Here is a 15,442-nt window from a genome sequence, read left to right on the forward strand (position 1 = left end):
CAACTCGCCACGCCAAACCCCGCAATGCTGAGTGCCGCCGCGCGCGACAAACCGGAGCTCTCATTCCGCCAAATCTGGAACATGTGCTTCGGTTTCCTCGGCATCCAGTTCGGCTTTGCTCTGCAGACCGCCGACGTCAGTCGCATCTTCCAGACCCTGGGCGCCTCGCTGGAGCAGATCCCGGCGCTGTGGATCGCCGCGCCGATCACCGGGCTGATCGTGCAGCCGATCATCGGCCACTATTCCGACCGCACCTGGACGCGGCTGGGTCGGCGGCGGCCGTACTTCCTGGTCGGCGCGCTGCTGGCCACGCTGGCACTGCTGTGGATGCCGAACGCCGGCACGCTGTGGGCGGCGGCGATCGCGCTGTGGCTGATGGACGCCACCTTCAACGTGGCGATGGAGCCGTTCCGCGCCTTCGTCGCCGATCAGCTGCCGGTGCGCCAGCGTCCGCTGGGCTATCTGATGCAGAGCTTCTTCATCGGGATCGGCGCGGTGGTCGCCTCGATGCTGCCGTGGATACTCACCCACTTCGGCGTCAGCAACGTGGCACCGCCGGGCACAATTCCCGACACGGTGAAGTACGCCTTCTACGCTGGCGGCGCGGCGATGTTCGGCGCCGTGCTGTGGACAGTGCTGAGCACGCGCGAGTATCCGCCGGAGCAACTGCAGGCCTTCGACCCGGCGCCTGCCGTGCAGGCGCTGCCCGACCTGCACGGCATCTGGCGCAACGGCGCGGCGTGGCTGCTGGCCGGCGCCGTGCTGGCCTCGCTGATCGAGCAGTACCGGCTGCGCCAGGAGGTCTACCTGCTCGCCGCCGGCCTTGCCGTCTACGGCCTGCTGCTACTCGGCTACAACCTCATGCTGAAACTGCGCCCCGCGCTCGGCCGCCGACGCGGCCTGATCGGCCACGTGCTGGGCGACCTGCACGTGATGCCGCCGGCCATGCGCCAGCTCGCCTGGGTGCAACTGTTCTCGTGGTTCGCGTTGTTCGCCATGTGGATCTACACCACCGCCAGCGTGGCCCAGGTGCAATTCGGCGCCACCGACGCGCACTCGGCGCTGTTCAACCAGGCGGCCAACTGGGTCGGCGTGCTGTTCGGCGCCTACAACGCCTGCGCCGCGCTGGCCGCGTTCGCGATCCCGTGGATGGTGCGCCGCTGCGGCCTGCGCGCCAGCCACCTGATCAACCTCTGGCTGGGCGGCGCAGGGCTGCTCTCGTTCCTGTTCATCCGCGACCCGCACTGGCTGCTGCTGCCCATGCTCGGCGTGGGCTTCGCCTGGGCCTCGATCCTGTCGCTGCCCTACGCGATGCTGTCGGACAACCTGCCCGCGGCAAAGATGGGCGTGTACATGGGCATCTTCAATTTCTTCATCGTGATCCCGCAACTGATCGCCGCCAGCGTGCTGGGCGAACTGTTGAAGCGGTGCTTCCATGGGGAGCCCGTGTGGGCATTGGCGGTGGGTGGGGTGAGCCTCTTTGTTGCGGGATTGTGCACGTTGCGGGTGCGGTTGGGGGAGGGGTAGTAGCACAACCACCAATCGAATCAGGAACCTGGTGTTTCTGCGGCTTCCCGCCGCTGCGAATGGGTCGATTGCCCCAGTGGACGCGGCAGTTGGCGCGTGATCGATTGCCCCAACCTTTTCTCAGCGGCGCCCCAGGAATCCCTTGTGAAACTCCTGCAGCAGCGTCAAGGCGCGCACAGGGTCTGCGCGGTCCATCTCGGCTGCCAGTCGAAGCGTGCCGGCCGGATCCACCTGCGGCTCCAGGATGCTGGTGATAGTGGTGATGGACTGTTCGTTTCCGGGCTGGTCAAGAACAGATCTTGCATCTGCGCCCAGCAACCACGCACCGGCTCGGTTGTAGTCGAATGTGTCGCCCAACAGGTAGGTCGCGTCGCCGGAGAGTCGTTGGCTGTTGCCAGCATCAAGGTAGTTTTGCAGCACCAGGTAGAGATCATAGGCATCTTTTCCAGGCGCATCGCGGCCGCGCTCGAACCATGCGATCAACTTCACCAGCATCAAGGCGGGTAGCGAGATGACGCTGAGAACAACGTCACCAGGCAACCGGACCCGTTCGGCGAACTGGAGTGCTTCGCGATAGCCCAGCACGTTCATGGCGACATCATGCTCGGGCGGCCATGCGACATGCCGATTGACGCCTTCCACACCATCGAAAGGGATGATGTCGACCGGCATGCCGTTCTTGTACTGCAGCCTGTGCATGGTCCCCTGTACTGCGATGAATTCGCCGGTCTCGATGAGGTTCGTTCTTGTGCGCTGGAATGTCAGCCAGCTCCGAGTCGCGAGCGCAAAGTCGATGTCGGCGGTACCGCGGGCAATCGCGATACCGTGCGCATACGTCAACAGGATGTCCCGCGCCATCGCGCCGACGAGGAGGACTGGCGCGTCACCTGTCTGCGCCAGGACAGCCCGCACCACGTCCGCCATCGACTGCAGACGCCGATCGCTACTCAAGTCGATCAAGGATTGCTCCATGGAGTAGTGTCGCGGTTTCCAGACATCGCGCATCACCGATCGCCAGCAGATCCGCGTAGACGAGCAGCGTGGGTACGAGTCCCTGCTCGTCATCCTCGAACGCCCAGAATCGACGGAGCACCTCCACATTGCCCACGGCGTCTGGCCGCAGTCGCTGCTCAAGGAGTAGGCGCGGCTCGAGACGATGGCCATAGAACGTCGCGGTGCCAGGCCTGAGGTGCTGCGTGAGCCTGGCGCCCGCCGGTTCCCCGCCCAAGGCAAGGTCGTACCGCTGGGCATTCTCCGGAGTAGCCCACTCCAATGTCTCGGCGCGATAGCGACCAAGCACCATTTTTGGCCGCAGCGTGCGTGCGTATGCCTCTGTCCACTGCGCGACGAGGGTTTCCACGTTTACCAGGCGCCGGCCATGCTGCGGCACGGTCGCGAGGAATCCCAGGCGCGGCAGTTCGGCCATGACCCACCCGACCGTGCCATGAGCCACGCCCGCCAACTTCGCGATGTCCCGATAAGGAAGCGCGGCGCGCTCCGGTGCGCACAGGAGCGTAAACAGCACCTGCAGACCCGTAGCCGTGAACGCGCGCCCCGTGCCTGTTGGCGCCTCAGGTGCGACACGCGGGCGCTCACCTTTCACCCAGACCATGAAGTCGGGCGTCTGCAGATAAGCGTTGCCCGCGGCATCCATGAAGTGCACTTGCCGCTTGCGCAGTTCGTCTGCGAGGTTCGGGGTTACGTAATCCGTCACCAGCATCCTGTTTGGCCCCAGCTGACGGAGCTGATGGACGATGGCGCCCAGCGTTCCGGGGCGAAGGCCCCGCTTGGTCTCCACCTCGTACCGCGCTTGGTGATCGCCATAGTGGATATCAACAACCGCATCGGCCTGCCGCTCTCCTTTGGCGGTCCCGGCGGTAACCAGGCGCGCATCCAGACCATGCCTCTGCGCCGCCTCCAGGGCGGCTGGAAGTAGGGTGTCCCCGGGTTTTCGGGCGGCTTTGTCCATTTATACGTATTGTCCACGTTTCGTGGACATCGGTCAATAATGGACAAACTTGTCCACTGAAAGCTACCGTCCATGCTTTGTGGACAAGCCAGATTGTTGGACAGAATGGAACGCGCCCGCCCTCTGTCACAACAATTGTTCGCTCTACTGAATCCGCCCGAGCGGGGGCGATTGAAGCCAGACATGAGCAAGTACAGCGCTGTGCCCACGGAGCAGATGGTGCGCAAAATGATGCCGCCATTCCAACCAGGGCGTAGCCGCCATCCGTCGTGAGGCCAGTATCCCGGCTGCTTAATTGCCTCCGTCCCCTATTGCCGCCCGTTCTAGCTGCCGAGAGGCTTGCTGGGACGTCCCCTTTGGGTCGGACAGCGATCATCGGCAACACTCACCAGCCTACGAATCGGCGAACGTCGACCAACGGTCGCTGACCGGCCAAGGCCCGTCAGTCGTCATCTCTGCTGGGGTCACCAGATAGCGGACGTTGATAGCTCACGATGACGGCAGATCAAGCACTCCTCGTCGCCACCACTGGCGGCACTGACGCGGCACGCAATGCCGGCCCTAGCACGGCGAGCTGACCGACCAGCCACAACGCGATCGCGCCGACCGGAAAGTAGATCGCCGGCAGTCGCGGCAATTCGTAATGCAGCATCAGGAACAGGTTGATGCCATAGGCCAGCACCATCCCCAAGGCGATACCGATCGTCGCCAGCAGGAAGTTCTCGGTCTGGAAGTAATGCAGGATGTTGCCGCGGGTGGCACCGAGCGCACGGCGCACGCCGATGGTGCGGCGGCGCTGCGAAACCCAGAAACTGGCCAGGCCGACGATGCCGAGCGCGGTGACGATCAGTAGCGCGGCGATCACGCCGGCAAGGATGCCGGCCATGGCTCGATCGTTGGCGAAGAACTCGCGGCGCGCCTCATCGTAAGTGCGTGCTTTCAGTACCACACGATTGGGATTGAGCTGCTTGAGCTTGGCCACCGCCGCTTTCAGTACTGACTCTCTATCCTGCGGCGCGCAGCGGATGAAGTAGCTCGCACCATCGGCCGAGGTCATGCGAAGCGGCCAATACGTGCTGTACTGCGCGCCCTGCTGCAGGTTGTTCTGGCGCGCCAGAACAGCGACCACACCGATTACGCGAAACGGAATGCCGTTGCGGACGTAGAGCGTCTTGCCCAATGCCTCCTGCCCAGGCCACAACCGCTCGGCGATGGCGCGCGTGATGATCATGACCTGCGGCAGGCCCTTCAGGTCACCACGGTTCAAGGCAGCCACCGCGGTCTCGAAGTCGACGAACTCGTCGGGCTGGAAATCGCGACCCGCCACCAATTGCACTCCCAGTGTGGGCAGCAGGTTCTGGCCTAGATACTGACCTGCATCAAGCGTTTTCTCTTGCTGCAGAGGATCCAACTTGATGCTCTTGCTCGACGAGCCATCGAGGGCGAACGGCAAGTAGCGGTCCAGCGCCACTTGCTTGACGCCGGGAATCTGCTGCAGCGCCGCCACGTCGGTCTGCGTCTGCGCCTTGGCATCGGGGGTATTGTCAATGTATCCCAGCTGGATCTGCACTAATTCGTGCTCGGCGATGCCGCTGGGTATGTCCATACGCCGCAGTCGCTGGCCGATCAGGAACACCGCGTTGCAGACGATGGCGCAGGTCAGCGCGATCTCCAGAATCAGCAGCCATGCGGTGAGCTTGTGCCGGCGCAGGGTGGAGAGGATCGGCAGGATGTCCATGTCAGTTGCTCTTCAGCTGCAACGCGGGCGTGATCTGGCAGGCGCGCCAGGCCGGCAGCAGACCGGCCAGCAGGCTTGCGCCCAACGCCAGCAGGAAGGTGGCCAACAGCATCGCCGGGTCCAGATGCGCCAACGCCGCATACTCCGCCGGCTGCCGGCGCACCAGCCACAGTCCGAGCCAGGCCAGCAGCAGGCCACCGATGCCTCCAGCAAGGCCGACCACACCAGACTCCACCAGCAATTGCGCGAACAGCGAGCGTTTCGATGCACCCAGCGCGCGGCGCACGCCCAGCTCGCCAGCACGGCGCATGAACTTGGCCAGCATCAAGCCCACCGTGTTGACCAGACACACCAGCAGAAAACCGAATGCCAACCACGTCTGCAGGCGCACGTCATCCGGTACCACCTGGTTGTAGTCCAGCCACTGCATGACGTTGAATAGCTGCACGTTGGGTGGTCGCTGGAAGCGGCCGAGCGCTTTTTGCTGTTTCGAGTAATGGATAAGGAACGTTTTATATGCGGCCGCCTTGGTCGGCGTATCCAGTTGCACCCAGAACTCCAGCCACGCGCAAGACGCCGTATGGCTGGGGTGCTTGCCGGCACCAGCGTTGCGCCAGCAGCGGACTTCGCCGTCGTGATTCACGCCCACGTCCTGCGAGGTGGACAGCGGCAGGTAGACGTCTTCATTTTCACCGTAGCTTTTGCGAGTGAGGTCGTAGAACTGCGGATTGGGATCCCAGTCGCCGAGCACGCCGATGACGCGGAACGCCGCCCCTGACACGCGCAGCGTTTGACCCGTACTGTCCTTGCCACCGAACAGCTTGTCGTTGAGCGCGGCGCTGATCACCACCACGCGCGCACGCGCATCGTCGTCCGCCGCATTCCACGCGCGACCGTATTCAAACGGCACGCCGAACATGGGAAAGAAATCGGCGGTGGTGTAACGCGCCGCGTCGTAGAACGGATCGAGCATCGCATTGTGCGGCTGCACCGCCACCAGGCCGCTGGTCATCAGGGCCTGACGATCCGCGCGTTTGGCGCGCAGCAGATTCATGCCGTCGATCCAGCTCATCAGATTCATCGGCTCGGTCTTGCCTGCCAGATAGCCGCTCATGTCACGCGGATCGATCTGCGGGTAATACAACGTGCTGCTGCGCCCCGGCACCGGATCACCCGACAGCACATGCAACACAGTCAGCGTAGTCATGCTGGCGCCGATGCCCAGCGCAATCGCCAGCACCATCAGCGCGGTGAGTGCCTTGTTACGCTTCAGACTACGTAGGGCAAGATCAAGGTAATAGCCAAACACGCGAAAAAATCCTTGCCGATAGTTGACGGTGGAGGCTTGCTTGATGCGACGTTTTGCGGGTCTTCGGTATTCTTGGAAGTGTCCGCGTTAGCGATGTAGAGCCCAGCTGGCCACGACTAGTCCGACAACATGGCGATCGTCCTTAGCCACACGTCGGCCAACGCAGTCCAGCCGGTGATCGGCAACTTTGCTCTTCGTAAACCGAACGTGTGTTCACCGTGTGCGTATAGATGCATTTCTGCTGGCACGTGCGCCTTGGCGAGCGCAGCGTAGTAGACCAGCGACTGATGCAGCCCATCCATGTAGTCATCTTCAAACTTTCATAAAGCTGCTCATTTTGGCGCTCGACCAAAGTTGTGCGATCAAGGCAGGACGCCAGACTAGCCCTATCAATTTTGCGCACCAGATCGTGCGTGCTGCTGACGATTTCATGGCTTTTTCGGGCCAGTTGGCTGCAGAAGCTTCAGTCGTTGCGCGCAGCAGTGGGTATGCATCCGAAACCGATACTCGCCCAATTGAGGCTCCGCATCGGCAGCAATCTGCAAGTTAACGCGCAAAAATTTCAATAGATCGGATTTGTCGGGCCACCATCGCAGGTGGTTGGGCAACGCCAGCACCGAAGTTCGTCGTAGACCACACGTCCCCCAAGCGGACGGTCACCGCCGGCAGAAACGGGTCGACAGCTGACGTCTACCCGAAGGAATCATCTCTCGCGACCGTTCAAGCGAAAGCTCTCGCCCATCCGCGGCAAGAAAGCAGTCCAGCGTCGGACGGCGTCGCGCGACATGTTCGGGAACAGCCGATAGCTGCCAACGCAGGCAGCGTGACTTCATGAGGTCATGAATCCGACAGGCCCCGGCGGTGATTGGACAAGTGCCGCCGATGTTTGTGGCACTTCGGGTTCCTACCATGACCCAAGTCAAGCCAACCCGCGATCGCCGCAGCGGCTTGCACGACACGACAGGAATCCGACATGGCCATCGACCTCGACCGCCCCTACCCGCTTACCGCGCAGCAGATCGCCGACTATCGGCGCGACGGCTTCATCAAGCTCAAGCAGGTGTTCAATGCCGACGAGCTGGCGCATTACGGCGCGGAGATCACCCGCCTCACCATCGCGCTGAACACGCAGACCAAGCCGCTGGAGGAGCGCAGCACCTATGACCGCGCGTTCCTGCAGGTGATGAACCTGTGGTGCGAGAGCGAGACGGTACGCGAGTTCGTGTTCGGCAAGCGCCTGGCCGGTCTTGCCGCCGCGCTGATGGAAGTGGACGGCGTGCGGCTGTATCACGACCAGTCGCTGTACAAGGAGCCGGCCGGCGGGATCACGCCCGCGCATGCGGACCAGTATTACTGGCCGCTGGCCAGCGATCGCACCATCACCGCCTGGGTGCCGCTGCAGGCGGTGCCGCAGGACATGGGGCCGCTGGCGTTCTTCGCCGGCAGCCAGCACGTGGAGTTCGGCCGCGACCTGGGCATCTCGGACGAGAGCGAGCACGCGATCACCGCCAACATGGAGGCGCAGGGCTTCCGCGTGGTGGACGAACCGTTCGATCTGGGCGAGGTGAGTTTCCACTCCGGCTGGACCTTCCATCGCGCCGGCCCCAACCGCTCCGCGCAGCCGCGTTCGGTGATGACGGTGATCTACATGGATCGCGACATGCGCCTGAAGGCACCGGACAACCACATGCAGCAGGCCGACTGGGAACGCTGGTGTACCGGCGCCGTGGTCGGCAAGGTGATCGACACGCCGAAGAACCCCCTGCTTTTTGAGAGCGAGCTGTTTGAGGACAAGGCGGTCACCGCATGACGGCCAACGTCATCCGCGGCAGCGCGCTCATCGCCGACGGCGAGAGCCACTTCAGCCTGGAGACCGTCGAGGTCGATCCGCCCGCCGCCGGCGAGGTGCGCGTGGCGATCGCGGCGGCCGGCGTCTGCCATACCGACCATGCCTCGCTGCGCTGGCCCGGCCCGCTGGTGCTGGGCCATGAGGGCGCCGGCCACGTCGAGGCGATCGGCGCCGGCGTGGAAGGTCTCGAGATCGGCCAACCCGTGCTGCTGAACTGGGCCATCCCCTGCGGCCATTGCTTCCAGTGCGAACGCGGCGCCGCGCCGCTGTGCGAACGCACCCACGAACTGGATGTGCCGCAGCTCGGCAACAGCCGCGCCCATGCCGGCGCCACGCGCTGGCGCGGCCAGCCGATCGAACGCTCCTTCCACCTCGGCACCTTCGCCAGCCACACCGTGGTGCGCGCGGAAGCGGTGACGCCGCTGCCGCCGGAGCTGCCGCTCGACGCCGCCTGCATCCTCGGCTGCGCGGTGATGACCGGAGTGGGCTCGGTGCTGAACGCGGCAGCCGTGGCGTCCGGCGACACGGTGGCTGTGCTCGGCTGCGGCGGCGTTGGGCTGAACGTGGTGCAGGGCGCGCGCATCGCCGGCGCACGCACCATCATCGCCATCGACCACGTTTCTGCCCGGCTGCAACGCGCACACGAGCTGGGCGCCACCCACACGCTGGCGCCGCACGCGCTCGACGACGATTACGTGCAACTTGTTGCCGAGGTGCGCGCGCTCACCGACGGCCGCGGCGCCGACCACGCCTTCGAAGCCACCGGCGTGCCTGCGCTGGCGTTCCTGCCCCTGCGGCTCGCGCGCAACGGCGGCAATGCGCTGCAGGTGAGCGGCGCGCATGGCTCGCCCACGGTGGAACTCACCGACCTGTTCTGGAACAAGCGCTACCTGGCGCCGTTGTACGGCGGCTGCGTGCCCTCGCGCGACTTTCCGCGGTTGCTCGGCTGGATCGCCGAGGGCAAGCTGGAACTCGCCTCGCTGATCAGCCATCGCTACCCGATGGAATCGCTCGCCCAGGCTTTCGACGACATGCTGGCCGGACGCAGCACCAAGGGCGTGCTGCGCATCGCATGAACGACGACATCTTCCGCACCATCGAGGTTTCCGACCCTGCCCTCGCGGCGGACGGGCTGACCTTCGTCACCGTCAAGAGCCCCGCACTGCGCCGGCGCGCCGACGTCACCCTGTTCGTGCCGCCCTCGGCGCGCGGCGTGGCGAACCTGCCGATCGTGATGCTGCTGCACGGCGTGTACGGCTCGCACTGGGCGTGGGCGCTGAAGGGTGCGGCACACCTCACCGCCGCGCGGCTGATCGACGAAGGCGCGCTGCCGCCGGTGGTCCTGGCCATGCCTTCCGACGGGCTGTGGGGCGACGGCTCCGGCTATGTCGCGCATGCCGACCACGACGCCGAACGCTGGATCATTGACGAGGTACCCGCGCTGGCATGCGAGCTCGTCGCCGGCTGCACCGCGCGCTCGCCGCTACTGGTGGCCGGTCTCAGCATGGGCGGCTTCGGCGCGCTGGGGCTGGCCGGCAAGTATCCGCAACGCCTCGCCGCCGCCGCGGCGCTGTCGGCCGTGACGGAAGTCGCGCAGCTCGATGCGCTGATCGAGGAGACGCGCGACGACTGGAGCCCCGCACCCGCCGACCGCAGCGTGCTGGCCGCGCTGACCGGCGCTGCCGGAACCCTGCCGCCGCTGCGCATCGACTGCGGCCTGGACGACCCGTACCTGGAAACCAATCGCGAACTGCACCGCGCCCTGAAGCACGCCGGCATCGCGCACCACTACGCCGAAACCGAAGGCGGCCACGACTGGCCCTACTGGTCCACCACGCTGGAAAGCACGCTGCGTTTCTTCGGCGACGTGCTGCACACCACGGGAGACGATCCATGAAACTCGCACGATCGCTGTTCGCCATCCTTGCCGTCGCCGTGCTGGCCGGCATGGCTTCGCCGCCGGCGCGCGCCGCGGTGCCGGCGGCCGCCCAGGCGCAAAGCCAGGTGTTCTACCAGATCTTCTTCCGCAGCTTCCGCGATTCCAACGGCGACCGCATCGGCGACCTCAAAGGTCTGACCGCGAAGCTCGGCTACATCAGGCAACTCGGCGCCACCACCGTGCTGCTCACGCCGCTGCAGCCCTCGCCGTACTACCACAACTATTTCGCCACCGCGTTCAAGGCGATCGACCCGGCCTACGGCACGATGGACGACTACTTCGCCTTCGTCCGCGCCGCGCACGCGCTGGGCCTGAAGGTATATCTCGACCAGGAGTTCCAGTACGTCGCCGAAGGCCACCCGTGGTGGCAGGACTCGATCTGCAAGCCGCACGCGAAGTACGCCGATTACCTCCTGTGGAAAGACAAGCAGCACTGCGTGGCCGAGCCCTTCCTCGGCAAGGCGAAGTGGGCCGGCTACGACGGCCGCGACATCGGCATCGCGATGGTGAACCTGGAAAACCCGGCGGTGCGCGACTACTTCCGCGACCTGCTGCTGTACTGGGCCGACCCGCATGGCGACGGCAGCGGCCGCGACGGCGTGGACGGTTTTCGCATCGACCACATGATGGACGACCTCGACCACAAGGGCCTGGACACGAACCTGTTCGACGGCTTCTGGGCGCCGATCTTCCACGCGCTGAAGACGCGCCGCCCCGCGCTGCGCATCCTCGCCGAACAGGCCGACTGGGGCTACGGCGAGAAATGGCTGCGCGACGGCCATGCCGACATGGTGTTCGCCTTCCCGCTGCGCGGCGCGCTGGTGTCGCTGGACAAGGCGACCATCGTGGAGAACATCCGCGCCACCGACGTCGCCACGCCGCCAGGCAAGCGCCAGCTGATCTTCCTGGAGAACCACGACATCGACCGCTACATGTCCGAGGTGCACGGCGACCCCGCCAAGGCGCGCGCCGGTGCCGCCATCGCGCTGATGCTCAAGGGCGATCCGCTGATCTACTACGGGCAGGAGCTGGGTATGCGCGGCGTGCAGCCGAAGAACCTCGGCAAGTCCGGCGGCATTCCGCTCACCGACGCCGTGGGCATCCCGGTACGCGAGGCGTTCCGCTGGGACGCGAACCTGGCAGCCCCCGGCTCGGCCATCTGGTACCGCGGCGAGCAGTGGTTCTGGAAGGATCGCTTCAACCGCTCGCACGACGGTGTCTCGCTGCAGGAAGAGCAGGCGCGGCCCGATTCGCTCTACCACTGGTACAAGCAGCTGCTCGCGCTGCGCCACGCGCGGCCGGAGATCTCCGCCGGCGGGCAGCGCGTTCTGTGCGACGACGACAGCGCAGTGCTGTGCATCCTGCGTGGGGAAGGTGCGCAGCGCACGTTGCTGCTGGTGAACCTGGGCACGGTCGACGCGAAACCACGACTCGATCCGCAACTCGTCGCCGGCAACACCTGGAAAGACCTGCTGGACCACGGCGCACCCGCCTCGCCCGACGCCACGCTGCATCCGATGCAGGTGCGCATCGTGGGTACGCTTGTGCGCTGAAAACCCTCCCTCACTGTTCGCCCCGCGAGGTTGTGAGAGTTCGCGAGGCCGGCTTTCGCTTCCCCTGCGTCGCGGGGGAAGCTGCCCGGAGGGCTGAAGGGGGCGCTCTTCGATCGGCGTAAAAAGGCAACAGCAGCGCGGCTCTGCCGCGCCCCCCTTCCGCCTTCGGCACCTTCCCCCGCAAGCGGGGGAAGGAACAACAAGACGCCCCGCCTTCCTTGAATTTCTCACACCCTCCGAGCGTAGCGAAGCACCATCACCGTTCACCCTGAGCGTAGCGAAGCGCCATCACCGTTCACCCTGAGCGTAGCGAAGCGGAGTCGAAGGCCCCACCGGCAACGAGGCGTTTCGACTCCGCCCGCTGCGCGGGCTACGCTCAACGCGAACGGGTGGAGGTGAGGCCGCTCGCGGTGTCCAGACTCCGACAGCCTTCCCCGTCGTCATCCCCGCGAAGGCGGGACAAAAGCGAGCCATGCGAGCGTTGAACAGCCGAAGGCTGGCCCCGCAGGGGCGAGCGCAGCGAGTCATCGCACTTGAATGGCGAAAGAACCATCACGCGTGGACTGACCCCGGACGCCACGGAGTAGACGTTTTTCGCTGCACATCCGAAGTGCGATTCCGGCCTTCGCCGGAATGACGACCCGGGGAGTTCAACGCGCATAACGGCGTAAACCCACGCGGCACCCCCAACCCCCCGATGGGAGACAATGCCCCCATGGCGCTCCCCCATCTCGATCGCCCCATCTGCGAACCCGTCGAATTGCCGCCGGGCGCACCGATGCGCGTCGAGCGCGTCCGCCAGGATGCCAAGGCCACGGCCAGCGAACCGTTCGTGCACTTCCACGACGTGCACGAGCTGGTGCTGTTCGGCCGCGTGGCCGGTCACTTCGACGTCGAGGATCGTCGCTACGCGCTGGCGCCCGGTTGCATCGCTTTCGTCCCGTCGATGCACCAGCACGATTTCGCGCTGGAGGCCGGCCCGCGCGACTGGGTGCTGGTGCAGATCGAGGCGGCGGCCGGCGAATCGCTGGCGCGGCTGGCCGAACTGAAGCGCCTGCGCGAGCCGTTCTGCGCCAGGCCGGGCCGGGCCCTCGGCCGACGCCTGCAGCAGCTCGCCGGCTGGCTGGTCGAGCTCGACGCACGCGACCCGCTGGCGCTGCCGCTGGCCGAACTGCTGCTGCGAGCGGCGGCACTGGCGCCGCCGGTCGCCGCCGAAAAGCTGGCCGCCGATGCGCGCGGCCTGCAACGCCTGCGCCCGGCCATCGATCGCCTGCGCAGACGGCCCGCGGATGCACCTGGCGCGGAACAGGCCGCGGCGCTGTGCGCGATGTCGGCCGCCTATTTCAGCCGTCGCTTCAAGCAGCAGGTCGGCATGAGCTGGAGCGACTACGTGCGCACGCACCGCCTGCACTTGGCCAGCCGCCGCCTGCTCGAAACGCCGCAGAGCATCGCCGCCATCGCGGCGGGCCTGGGCTTCGCCACGCCCTCGCACTTCGGCGAGCTGTTCCTGCACCGCTACGGCGTGACACCGGGCGCGTACCGACGCGCGGGTCGCAAGCGGACCGCCACGCCGCGCGGTTGATCCCGCGGCTCGCCCACGACGAGGGCGGCGCCGGCAGGGAGATCAGCGGCTGGAACTCATCACGAAGGATCGCCGCGGGCGCGGGTTGACGGCAACGCGCCGGTCGATGGCTCAGACCAGGCTGTCCTGCGGACGCCCACGCCCGCCATGCTTTTGCGGCGCGGCGCAGCACGAATCGGCCCTGGCAGCGACCGTCGCGACGAGATCGGCGTCGATGGCCAGACACTGGTCGGCAAGCTCCGCCACGCTGGCCCGGTGCGACACCACGACGAGGATCGTCTGCGGCAGCCGGTGTTTCATGGCGGCCAGCACGTGGATTTCGGAGGCTGCGTCGAGCGCGCTGGTTGCTTCGTCGAGCACGGCCAGGAAGGGATGGCGCAGGATCACCTGGGCGAGCAGCAGCCGCTGCAGTTCGCCGCCGGAGAGCCGGCTCGATGCGTCGTGCAGCGCGGTGTCCAGCCCTTGCGGCGAAGCGGCCAGTCGCGGGCCGAGGCCGACGTCCCGCAGCGCGGCTTGCATCGCCGCGTCGTCGGCCTCGGGCGCGGCCCAGCGCAGGCATTCGCGCACCGAGTGCTGCCACGGCCGCACGCTCTGGCTGACGTAGGCGCCATGCCGCACGAGTTCCCGGTATTCGCCGAAGTCGATGGCGCGTCCATCCACTCGCGCCGCGAAAGCGTCCGGCACGCTCATGCCGGCCAGCACGTCGACCAGGCTGCTCTTGCCGATGCCGGAGTCGCCGCAGACCAGGGTCAGTTCGCCGGGACGCAGGCACAAGTGACGGACGTCGATGCCGGCAAGCGGCGGCGCCAGTTGCATTCGCTCGATGTGCAGCGCGCTCCGCTCCGGCGGCCTGGCCGGCGATGGCGCTGCTGGCGCACGCACCGCGTCCAGGCTCATGTAGCGCTGCCACAGCGCGAACGCCGGCACGGCCGAGCGCAATTGCTGGAAGCACTGCCGGGTCGATACCAGGTAGGGCAGCAGGCGCCCGAGCAGCAGGCATACCGCGATCAGCGACGACTGATCGACGCCGTGCCAGCGCCAGGCGAGCACGAAGACGGCGGCGATCGCGACCGCCGCCAGCAGTTCGAGCAGCAGCCGGCCGGCCGCCACCAGCTCCAGCTGGCGCCGGTAGCCATGGCCCAGCGCCGCGGAAATGGCGCCGTAGCTTTCCTTCTCCGCATCCGCGCGCTCGAACGAACGGATGTGGCGCAGGCGCCGCGGAAAATCCTCGCTCAGCCAGAACAGCCGCGTCATGTCGGCGACATAGCGGCGGCCGACCTGCGACTGTTCACGGCCGAAGCTGCGTGACGCGACCAGTGCGAAACCGACCAGCAGGGGCGTCGCCAGCATCAGCGGCGGCGACACCCAGAACGCGAAGGCCAGGCTGACGACCGTGGTGACCCCGGCAACCAGCAACTGCAGCAGCGCGGCGAAGCCCTGGGTGAGGAACTCGACGTTGTAGGTCAGCACGTTCGCGATTTCGGCGGAGGTCGAGTCGGCCAGCGAGGCGAGTGGCGCATCGACCAGCCGCGCATGCACCAGACGCCGCCGGGCCACGCCGTAACGGCTGGTCAGCCGCGCGCCCAGCCACGCGACCAGCCAGCGCAGCACGGCGAAGGCCGCGGTGGCCGCCGCGAACGCGGCCGCCCGCCTCTCGACGCCGCCGCCGACGTCGAACATGCCACCCGCCAGCTGCAAGGCATGCCCCGGCTGCACCAGCGGCACCAGCAGCACCGCGGCAAGGCTGCCGGCCAGCGCCGCCGCCAGCGACAGCACGACATAGGCGACGATTTCCGCGACGTCATCCGCCGTGAGCGTGCGCGCGAGCGAACGCAGCAGGTCGAGCGTGCGGCCGGGCGCCGAGGGTTCGTCAGGCATCGCTGCTGATCCGGGTGGATGGTCGGCACGACGCGCCGCAGTTGCAGGAACGCTCCGTCACGATCGACGGCAGCGCCTCGTCACCGCAGGCGACCGCG

Annotated in this window: 11 protein-coding genes and 1 pseudogene; 6 read left to right on the top strand and 6 right to left on the bottom strand. The window is 66.4% G+C overall.

Annotated elements, in window-relative coordinates; genetic code table 11:
• Window positions 1-24 precede the first annotated feature (24 nt).
• Complete coding sequence (locus tag ACVCMG_RS06455) at window positions 25-1,527, top strand: MFS transporter (protein ID WP_447115149.1); 1,503 nt, start codon at window positions 25-27, stop codon at window positions 1,525-1,527.
• Window positions 1,528-1,647: 120 nt separating this feature from the next.
• On the opposite strand, the gene ACVCMG_RS06460 is transcribed toward ACVCMG_RS06455, so the two are convergent.
• From ACVCMG_RS06460 to ACVCMG_RS06480, 5 genes and pseudogenes are all read right to left on the bottom strand, one after another.
• The gene (locus ACVCMG_RS06460; RefSeq protein WP_447115150.1) at window positions 1,648-2,487 is read right to left on the bottom strand and encodes a nucleotidyl transferase AbiEii/AbiGii toxin family protein; all 840 of its coding nucleotides are present in this window, start codon (window positions 2,485-2,487) and stop codon (window positions 1,648-1,650) included.
• A complete protein-coding gene (locus ACVCMG_RS06465) occupies window positions 2,471-3,496 on the bottom strand; it encodes a type IV toxin-antitoxin system AbiEi family antitoxin (RefSeq protein WP_447115151.1) in 1,026 nt (341 codons plus the stop codon). Before ACVCMG_RS06465 ends, ACVCMG_RS06460 begins: the two co-directional genes overlap by 17 nt.
• A gap of 505 nt (window positions 3,497-4,001) precedes the next feature.
• Entirely contained in the window at window positions 4,002-5,234 is a 1,233-nt protein-coding gene (locus ACVCMG_RS06470) for an ABC transporter permease (RefSeq protein WP_447115152.1), read from the bottom strand.
• A gap of 1 nt (window position 5,235) precedes the next feature.
• Window positions 5,236-6,543, bottom strand: a complete 1,308-nt coding sequence (locus tag ACVCMG_RS06475) for an ABC transporter permease (RefSeq protein ID WP_447115153.1) — start codon at window positions 6,541-6,543, stop codon at window positions 5,236-5,238.
• A gap of 116 nt (window positions 6,544-6,659) precedes the next feature.
• Window positions 6,660-6,857 (bottom strand): annotated as a pseudogene (locus ACVCMG_RS06480) (alpha/beta hydrolase); the annotation flags it as partial.
• Between the two features lie 659 nt (window positions 6,858-7,516).
• Here ACVCMG_RS06480 and ACVCMG_RS06485 point away from each other — a divergent pair.
• The 5 genes from ACVCMG_RS06485 to ACVCMG_RS06505 all read left to right on the top strand — a co-directional run bounded on the left by ACVCMG_RS06485 (window position 7,517) and on the right by ACVCMG_RS06505 (window position 13,466).
• Window positions 7,517-8,353: a phytanoyl-CoA dioxygenase family protein gene (locus ACVCMG_RS06485; RefSeq protein ID WP_447115154.1), complete on the top strand. Its 837-nt coding sequence runs from the start codon at window positions 7,517-7,519 to the stop codon at window positions 8,351-8,353.
• Complete coding sequence (locus ACVCMG_RS06490) at window positions 8,350-9,468, top strand: zinc-binding dehydrogenase (RefSeq protein WP_447115155.1); 1,119 nt, start codon at window positions 8,350-8,352, stop codon at window positions 9,466-9,468. The genes ACVCMG_RS06485 and ACVCMG_RS06490 overlap by 4 nt, the downstream gene beginning before the upstream one ends.
• Window positions 9,465-10,289, top strand: a complete 825-nt coding sequence (locus ACVCMG_RS06495; RefSeq protein ID WP_447115156.1) for an alpha/beta hydrolase — start codon at window positions 9,465-9,467, stop codon at window positions 10,287-10,289. The genes ACVCMG_RS06490 and ACVCMG_RS06495 overlap by 4 nt, the downstream gene beginning before the upstream one ends.
• Window positions 10,286-11,884, top strand: coding sequence for an alpha-amylase family glycosyl hydrolase (locus tag ACVCMG_RS06500; RefSeq protein ID WP_447115157.1), 1,599 nt, complete (start codon window positions 10,286-10,288; stop codon window positions 11,882-11,884). The genes ACVCMG_RS06495 and ACVCMG_RS06500 overlap by 4 nt, the downstream gene beginning before the upstream one ends.
• Window positions 11,885-12,599: 715 nt before the next feature.
• On the top strand, window positions 12,600-13,466 hold the full coding sequence (locus tag ACVCMG_RS06505) for an AraC family transcriptional regulator (protein WP_447115158.1): 867 nt from the start codon (window positions 12,600-12,602) through the stop codon (window positions 13,464-13,466).
• Between the two features lie 111 nt (window positions 13,467-13,577).
• Here the strand turns inward: ACVCMG_RS06505 and ACVCMG_RS06510 are convergent, their stop codons facing one another.
• Window positions 13,578-15,344, bottom strand: coding sequence for an ATP-binding cassette domain-containing protein (locus ACVCMG_RS06510; RefSeq protein ID WP_447115159.1), 1,767 nt, complete (start codon window positions 15,342-15,344; stop codon window positions 13,578-13,580).
• Window positions 15,345-15,442 lie beyond the last annotated feature (98 nt).

Source organism: Rhodanobacter sp. UC4451_H18 (assembly GCF_052978225.1).